Annotated in this window: 6 protein-coding genes; 2 read left to right on the top strand and 4 right to left on the bottom strand. The window is 71.5% G+C overall.

Annotated elements, in window-relative coordinates; translation table 11 throughout:
* Both pstC and pstA read left to right on the top strand, forming a co-directional pair.
* A partial coding sequence (pstC, locus tag D6718_12365) for a phosphate ABC transporter permease subunit PstC (protein ID RMG43432.1) occupies nt 1–1269 on the top strand: 1269 nt, incomplete at its 5' end.
* Nucleotides 1266–2552, top strand: coding sequence for a phosphate ABC transporter permease PstA (gene pstA, locus D6718_12360; GenBank protein ID RMG43431.1), 1287 nt, complete (start codon nt 1266–1268; stop codon nt 2550–2552). The genes pstC and pstA, both read left to right, overlap by 4 nt.
* A 241-nt stretch (nt 2553–2793) precedes the next feature.
* Here the strand turns inward: pstA and D6718_12355 are convergent, their stop codons facing one another.
* From D6718_12355 to D6718_12340, 4 genes are read right to left on the bottom strand one after another with little or no spacing between them, the layout of a single operon-like run.
* Nucleotides 2794–4215 (bottom strand): hypothetical protein, encoded by a 1422-nt coding sequence (locus D6718_12355; GenBank protein RMG43430.1) that lies wholly within the window; start codon nt 4213–4215, stop codon nt 2794–2796.
* Nucleotides 4215–5816 (bottom strand): FAD-dependent thymidylate synthase, encoded by a 1602-nt coding sequence (locus tag D6718_12350; protein RMG43429.1) that lies wholly within the window; start codon nt 5814–5816, stop codon nt 4215–4217. The genes D6718_12355 and D6718_12350 overlap by 1 nt, the downstream gene beginning before the upstream one ends.
* Nucleotides 5813–6301: a rhodanese-like domain-containing protein gene (locus D6718_12345; GenBank protein ID RMG43428.1), complete on the bottom strand. Its 489-nt coding sequence runs from the start codon at nt 6299–6301 to the stop codon at nt 5813–5815. The genes D6718_12350 and D6718_12345 overlap by 4 nt, the downstream gene beginning before the upstream one ends.
* Nucleotides 6298–7290 (bottom strand): electron transfer flavoprotein subunit alpha/FixB family protein, encoded by a 993-nt coding sequence (locus D6718_12340; protein ID RMG43427.1) that lies wholly within the window; start codon nt 7288–7290, stop codon nt 6298–6300. Before D6718_12340 ends, D6718_12345 begins: the two co-directional genes overlap by 4 nt.
* Between the last annotated feature and the right edge of the window lie 39 nt (nt 7291–7329).

Genomic DNA, 7329 nt, shown 5'->3' with positions numbered 1-7329 from the left:
CTGCCGGGGTACTACGGCGTCTACGCGGTGCTGTGGTGCGTGGTGCCCGCGGTGCTCGGCGCCGCGGCCTTCCTGGCCGCGGCGCCGGCCGCGTTGGACCGGCTGGTGATCGCGGGACTGCCGCCCCGGCTGGCGGGCCAGCCGGCGGCGCAGGTCGAGCTCCTCCTGAACGACATCAAGAACGTGGCGCGCGGATCGCCGCCGGCGCCGGGGACCGATCCCGCGATCCTCGAGGCGGCGAGGCGTTACCGCTCCCTCCGCGCCACCTCCCGGGCCGCGCTCGCCGCTCTCGCGCTGTTCCTCGCGTCGGGGGGCGCCCTCGTCGCGCGCCGCCGCATCAAGCCCGATTTCCCCGCCATCGAACGGGTCGAGCGGTTCGTCCGGAGCGTGCTGTTCGGCGCTTCGCTGCTCGCGGTCCTGACGACCCTCGGGATCGTTCTCTCCCTGCTGTTCGAATCGTTGCGGTTCTTCGCCCGTGTACCGGCGACCGAGTTCCTCTTCGGTCTGGAGTGGAGCCCCCAAACGGCGCTGCGGGCGGATCAGGTCGCCGCCTCGGGAAAGTTCGGTGCGGTGCCCCTGTTCGCGGGGACCTTCCTGATCAGCGGCATCGCCATGGCGGTCGCCGCTCCGGTGGGTCTCCTGTCGGCTCTCTACCTGTCGGAATACGCCGGCCGCCGGCGGCGGGCGCTGCTCAAGCCGACGCTCGAGCTGCTGGCCGGAGTACCCACGGTCGTCTACGGGTTCTTCGCCGCCTTGACGGTGGCGCCCTGGGTCCGGCGAGCCGGGGAGGCCGCAGGACTCGACGTGGCCTCGGAGAGCGCCCTCGCCGCCGGGCTCGTCATGGGCGTCATGATCATCCCTTTCGTGTCTTCGCTCGCCGACGACGTGATTCGGGCCGTACCGCGCGGCCTGCGAGAGGCCTCGCTCGGTCTCGGCGCCACCCAGGCGGAGACGATTCGCAAGGTGGTCTTCCCGGCCGCTCTCCCGGGGATCGTGGCGGGGTTGCTCCTGGGCCTCTCCCGCGCCATCGGAGAAACGATGATCGTCGTGATGGCGGCCGGGCTCGCCGCGAACCTCACCCTCAACCCGCTCGAGGCGGTCACCACCGTGACCGTGCAGATCGTCACGCTCCTCGTCGGAGACCAGGAATTCGACAGCCCGAAGACGCTGGCGGCGTTCGCACTGGGGCTGACCCTGTTCGCGGTCACGCTGCTGTTCAACGTCATCGCCCTGCGCGTGGTGAGGCGATACCGGGAGGTTTACGAGTGAGCCGGGGGCGTCGCGAGGCCGGGATCGGCGGCGGGGGATGGCGGCTCCGCCGCAGGCGCGCGGCCGACCGCGCGTTCCGGCTCGCGTGTGCCGCTGCCGCGGTGGCGGCGGTGGCCGCCCTGGCCGGGCTCCTCGTCTCCGTCGCCGCGCGCGGCTGGACCGCCTTCTATCGCCACGACGTGCTCTTGGACATTGACTTCGACCCGGAGGTCCTCGATTCGCGAGACCCCGAGCGGCTCGCCCGCGCCGACTACGCTTCGCTCTGGCGCCGCCCGCTCCGCGAGCTCGTCCCCGAGGCGGAGGGACGCACCGCGCGCCGCGAGCTGTACCGCCTCGTCAGCGGCGGGGCATCGTTCATCCTGCAGGATCTGGTCACCCGGAACCCGGGCCTGATCGGCCGGACGCGACGGATCGCGCTGCCGCTCGCCTCGGATGCCGACCTGGTTCTCAAGGGACGCATCTCCCGGAATGCCCCGGAATCCGATCGTGCCCTCAGCGACCGGCAGCTCGCGTGGCTGGACCGGCTGAAGCGGGCCGGCCGCATCCGCACCGCGTTCAACGGCCGGCTGTTCACCGGGGGCGATTCGAGGATGCCCGAAATGGCCGGGATCCTCGCCGCCCTGACGGGCTCGTTCTTCACGCTGGCGGTCACGCTCCTTCTCGCTTTTCCGCTGGGGGTGGCCGCCGCGGTTTACCTCGAGGAGTTCGCGCCGCAGGGTCGGTGGTGGACCGATCTCGTGGAGATCAACATCAACAACCTCGCCGCCGTCCCGTCGATCGTGTACGGGCTGCTCGGTCTCGCGGTGTTCCTCGATTTCCTCCGACTGCCGCGATCGGCGCCGCTCGTGGGTGGGCTCGTCCTCGCGCTGATGACGCTTCCGACCATCGTCATCGCCGGCCGGGCGGCGATCCGCTCCGTTCCCCGGTCGATCCGCGAAGCGGCCCTCGGCCTCGGCGCGACGCCGATGCAGGTGATCCAGCATCACGTCCTCCCGGCCGCCATGCCCGGGATCCTCACCGGCACGATCGTCGGGATGGCGAGGGCGCTCGGGGAGTCGGCCCCACTCCTGATGATCGGGATGGTGGCGTTCGTGGCCGACGTGCCGAGATCCCCGCTCGATCCGGCCACGGTGCTGCCGGTGCAGATCTACCTGTGGGCGGACAGCCCGGAGCGCGGATTCGTCGAGAAGACGTCGGCGGCGATCCTCGTTCTCATGGCCTTCCTCCTGGCGATGAACGGCCTGGCGATCCACTTGCGGAGGCGCTGGGAGGCGCGGCGCTGAGCGCACACCGCCGCGGCCGAAGACCGCGGGGGCGAGGGCGGCGCCAGGGACGCGGAACCGGGCTGGTCCCGGCCGGCCGCTCCCTTCGTTCCTTCGACGACGCCGGAAAGACGAGCCCGAACGCTCCCTTCCCGCCGCGGCGGGACGGTCAGGAACCGTGCGAACCGACGGCCGGCGCCGAGACCGAACCGCGAAGAAGGCACCTCGCCCTCGCCGGTGGGTGAGGGTCCGAACCGTCCTCTCACGGACCTCCGAGGTACCCCAATCCCCGGAGCCGGCGGAGCGTATCCTCGCGCCGGCCCGGCTCGAACCGGGAGGGCAGCGGGTCGGCCGAGGCATCCCACTCGGCGAGCCGGGCGCGCAGGCTCTCCGCGATCTCCCGCGCCGCCGGTGTCGGTTCTTCGAGCAGGTTGTGCTGCTCGGATGGGTCGGCATCGAGGTCGTAGAGTTCCTCGGTACCGAGGTAGGGCGTGACGATCAGCTTGTACCGCCCCTGCACCACGCACCTGGACTTGCGCGCGTTGCGCCACCGCAACCCTCCCTCCACCTCTTCCCACGGCTTGCTCGCCTCGGCGTAGCGGAGCCGCGCGGGAGCGGCCTCTTCCGCGGCGCGGAGGGGGAAGGGCTCCCCTTCGACGGCTTCCGGCACCGGAAGGCCGAGCCAGGTGAGGAGCGCGGGCATGATGTCGATCGTGGAGAGGGGGCGAGAGGTGCGCGTTCCACCGCCGCCTCCCGGTGGGCGGACCAGCCCGACCGCCCGGATCGAGGTCTGATACACGGTCAGGCCGTGGTCGAAGTAGCCGGGATGCTCGCACAGGTTCTCCCCGTGGTCGCTCGTCACCACGAGATAGGCGTCATCGAGGACTCCGCGGCTTCGGAGGCCGTCGATCAACCGCCCGACCTGAGCGTCCAGATAGCTGATCTCTCCCGCGTAGAGGTTCGCCGCGCGCCGGGCGAGAGCGCTGGGAAGTCCCGGGCGCTCCCGGCACATCGCCGCCGCGGCACGCAAGTTCACCGGCTGGTCGGCGCCGGCCGGATCGTACATCCGGTCGAACGGCGGCGGCGGTGCGTACGGAGCGTGGGGATCGAAGTAGTGCACGAACAGAAACAGGTTCCGCGGTACACCTTCCCGGTCGAGGAACCCGAGAACCGCGTCGGTCACCGCCTCGGCCCGCCGCTGGTCCTGGTCGGCCCCGCCTTCGCCCGAGCGCTGCTCGAACCGCTGGTCGTAGACGTCGAAACCCTGGTCCAGACCGAATCGGCGGGCGAGTGCGAAGGAGGCCACGAAGGCGACCGTCCGGAAGCCGTGCGAGTGCAGGATCTCGGCCAGCGTGAGGTTGGCGGGATCGAGCACGAACCCGTTCCGCGGCACACCGTGCGAGTGCGGATGCCGTCCCGTCATCAGCGAAGCGTGGGAGGCGAGCGTCGTCGGCGCGACGGTGAGGAGATCGTCGAGAACGACCGATTCCTCCGCGAGTCGGTCGAGACGGGGAGTCCGGACCCGTTGGCTGCCGTAGAATCCGAAGTGGTCCGGGCGGGTCGTGTCGAGCGAGATCATCACCACGTGACGCGCCCCCCCGAAACGGCGGGGCCCTTCCGCGCACGCCGCGGCCAGGAGCCCGGCAGCCCCGAGGATCGCTGCGGTCCGGAGCGCTCCTTGCATCACAGGCGGCGCACGTAGTCGCGGGGTTCGAGGCCCCACACCGGAACGCCGCAGTACCGGCGGCCTTCCGGGCAGAAGGGCTTCTTCCCCGCGCGCCGGCGAATCGTGCAGGGCGGCAGCAGGAACGCGCCGAGCCGCGGGTGCACCCGGCTCACCTGGAGGGCCTCGTCCAGACTGGCCCGCCAGATTTCTTCCTGCGCGTTGTAGCACAGCCGCATGGCATGCTTGTGGCGCAGAGCCAGGAAGTCGGCCGACTCGGTGGCGCGCACGGCCACGGCGTTCGGGAGGAGGTAGACGAGCGCCTCCCGGGGCGCGCCTTCCCGCCGCAGCCGCCCGATCCCTTCCCACGCCAGCGCCATCGCCTCGTCGAAGCGGCGCCGGATCGGCTCTTCCTCCAGGGCCAGCGCGGGAAGGACCACGTCGGGCTCGTCGCGGAGGTGAGCCACGAGCACCGGCCGGCTCGCGGGCGTCATTCGGTGTCGCTGGTCCTGTGAGTCGGCGGTGTGGGAGAGTTTGCGCCGGAAAGTGTACTGCGCATGGTGCAGTGCGCGGGTGATCTTGGCGATGCTCGTCAGATTGAGGGATTCCCCGTACATCGGGTTCCGCGCCGGATCGGCGGCGAGTCGCAGCGCCGCGTCGTCATCGAGGTCGGCCCGCGGCACGCCGAGCACCTCGCGAACCGCCTGGGCGACGGTCGCCTCGGCATCGGGAGCGAATCCGACGAGCCGCGACACGCGTCCCCCGAGTTCCGCGTCGAATTCCCTCGCGAACCGGTCCGCGCGCCCCGGGTCGACCGCGCCTCCCAGCCCCTCCAGCGTGCGGTTCTCCGGCAGCGCTTCGTCCGGCAGCGGCTGCTCGAGCACCTCGGCGTAGGACGGATCCCAGCGGAGAACCTCCTCGACCATTCGCCGCACCACGTACTGCACTTCCGTGGGCAGATCGGGAAGCCGGGCGAGGCGGTGGTAGCGCAAGAGGGTCACCGCCGACACGGTGTGGTACAAGCGCGCCCAGGTCGCCACCGGAAGCACGTAGCGGGCGGCTTCCTGGGCGCGGCGCCGGATCTCACGCCGCCAGCGGCGCGCTGTCCCCCGGCGGGCCGGGAAGATCTCGAAGAAGATCCGCTCGGCGACCGGCTCGAGCCGAACGCTGAGGTCGCGGTACGCCTCCTGGAGCCGGGCCAGCACCCGCTCGTAGATGCCGGCGGCGGGTTCGGACAGCCGGGGCACGGCGGCGGCCCCCGGTTCGACTTTCACGTACCGCTGGGAGACCTGTTCCGAGTTGTAGAACGGGTGGGCGTGGAAGAAGCTCCACAGCGCGTGACGCGAGATGCGGTCGATGGCGAACTCGAAGTGCGCGTGTTGAAAGACCGTGTGGTGCCCCGCCCGGTAGATGTCGCGCGCGAGCTCGTTGCGGCGCCGGATCGCTTCGTCGCGCCTCCCTTCGGGGAGGGAGTCGCCGCCGACTTCCTCCGGCCACACGATTCCCTTCGAGGAGTAGCAGGTGCGGGCCGCGGCCACCGCGCCGTCGAAGGGACGCTCGAATGCCGCGACGAGCCGCACCTCCGGCGGCGGCGATCGAAACGCGTCCGCTCCTTCGCTCACCGATCGTTCCGCGGCGGGACCTCGCTTCCTTCAAGGGCTGGGAGCCGGCGCTCCGGATCCGGGGGCAGGGGGCGTTCCGACACGCGCCAGGGAACGGGCTTCGAGGCCAGCGCGGACCGGGTGCACCCCTCGGCCGACGCGGCCCGTTCGCCGGCGGGTCCGCCCCGCTCCCGCGGCCGGCCGGGACCCCAGGCGGCCATCCCGCCGTCGAGATAGCGTAGGTGGCGGAACCATCGGGCCGCCAGTTCCGCCGCCACGCGCCGGGCCGGCCCCCCGGGACGCCCGTCTTCGTCGATCAGGACGACCGTCTCGTGGGTCTCGGCGCGTTGGGGAATCCAACGCAAAGCCTGCGCGAGGGGCACGTGCCGCGCGCCGGGGATGTGCCCTTCCACGTACGCGCCGGCATCCCTCAGGTCGAACAGGTGCCAAGGGCTGTTCGCCCCGAGCGCCTTCTCCAGCTCGTCCGGCGGGATCGGTCGGATCATTGCGACCTCGCCTCCTCGACCGCTTTGATCAGCTCGGGGACCACCTCGGTCACGTCCCCGACGATTCCGTAGGTGGATTCGTTGAAGATCGGCGCGTCCTTGTCCTTGTTGATCGACACGATCACCTGCGATCCCCGCATGCCGACCATGTGCTGAATGGCCCCCGAGATGCCGAGCGCCACGTAGAGACGCGGCGAGACGATCTGTCCCGACGAACCGATCTGGTGTTCGTGGGGGAGCCACTCCGAGTCGACGACGGGACGGGAGGCTCCGATGGCAGCGCCGAGCGCCTTCGCCAGCCCGCCGACCAGCTTGTCGAAATTCTCCTTGCTCCCGAGCCCCCGGCCGCCCGCCACGATGATCTCGGCGCTCGAGAGATCGACGCCCCGGCCGCCGGCCTCGCGGACCTCGATCACCCGGCGCCGAAGCGCGCCCTCATCGACGGCGACGTCGCGCCGAGTCACGGTTCCCGAATGGTCGTCCGGAAGATCGTCCGCACTGAACGCGCCGGACTGGAGCGTGGCGAAGCGGGGCGCGGGCCCCCGGTCCACCGTCCGCGCGACGAACTTCGCGTCGTACGGCGTCCTCACGAAGACGACCGGATCCGCGTCCGTCTCGCAGTCCACGCAGTCACTGATGACCGGGGCACCGAAGCCGGCGGCGAGGGTGGGAAGCATGTCCTGGGCGAGGTAGGTGTGCGCCATCAGGACCCATTCCGGGGAAAGCTCGCGGATCAGTGGCGCCAGCGCCAGCCGGTAGGCGTCGGGCGTGTAGGGCTCGAGCGCCGTTCCCGCGAGGGCGAAAACCTCGTCCGCCCCGCGGCGCGCCAGCTCCTCGGCCAGCGGCGCGGGCTCGGCGGCGAGGACCGCCGCCGCGGCGCGCCCGCCGCGCTCGGCGGCGAGCCGCCGGGCCAGGGCGAGCGCCTCCAGGCTCGCCCGCCGGATCTTTCCTTCCTCGTGTTCCGCGATTGCCAGGAAAACGTCCGCCATCGTTCCATCCCGAGGGGCGGCGCGCCGCGGGGCCGCCGC

This window comes from Acidobacteriota bacterium (genome assembly GCA_003696075.1).
Taxonomy (GTDB): domain Bacteria; phylum Acidobacteriota; class Polarisedimenticolia; order J045; family J045; genus J045.
The sequence above is the reverse complement of the archived record's forward strand: the minus strand, read 5'-3'. Positions and strand labels throughout refer to the sequence as shown.

Coding starts and splice junctions, on each gene's coding strand:
- D6718_12355 (RMG43430.1), bottom strand. CDS start 4,215: ATGCAAGGAGCGCTCCGGACCGCAGCGATCCTCGGGGCTGCCGGGCTC.
- D6718_12345 (RMG43428.1), bottom strand. CDS start 6,301: ATGATCCGACCGATCCCGCCGGACGAGCTGGAGAAGGCGCTCGGGGCG.
- D6718_12340 (RMG43427.1), bottom strand. CDS start 7,290: ATGGCGGACGTTTTCCTGGCAATCGCGGAACACGAGGAAGGAAAGATC.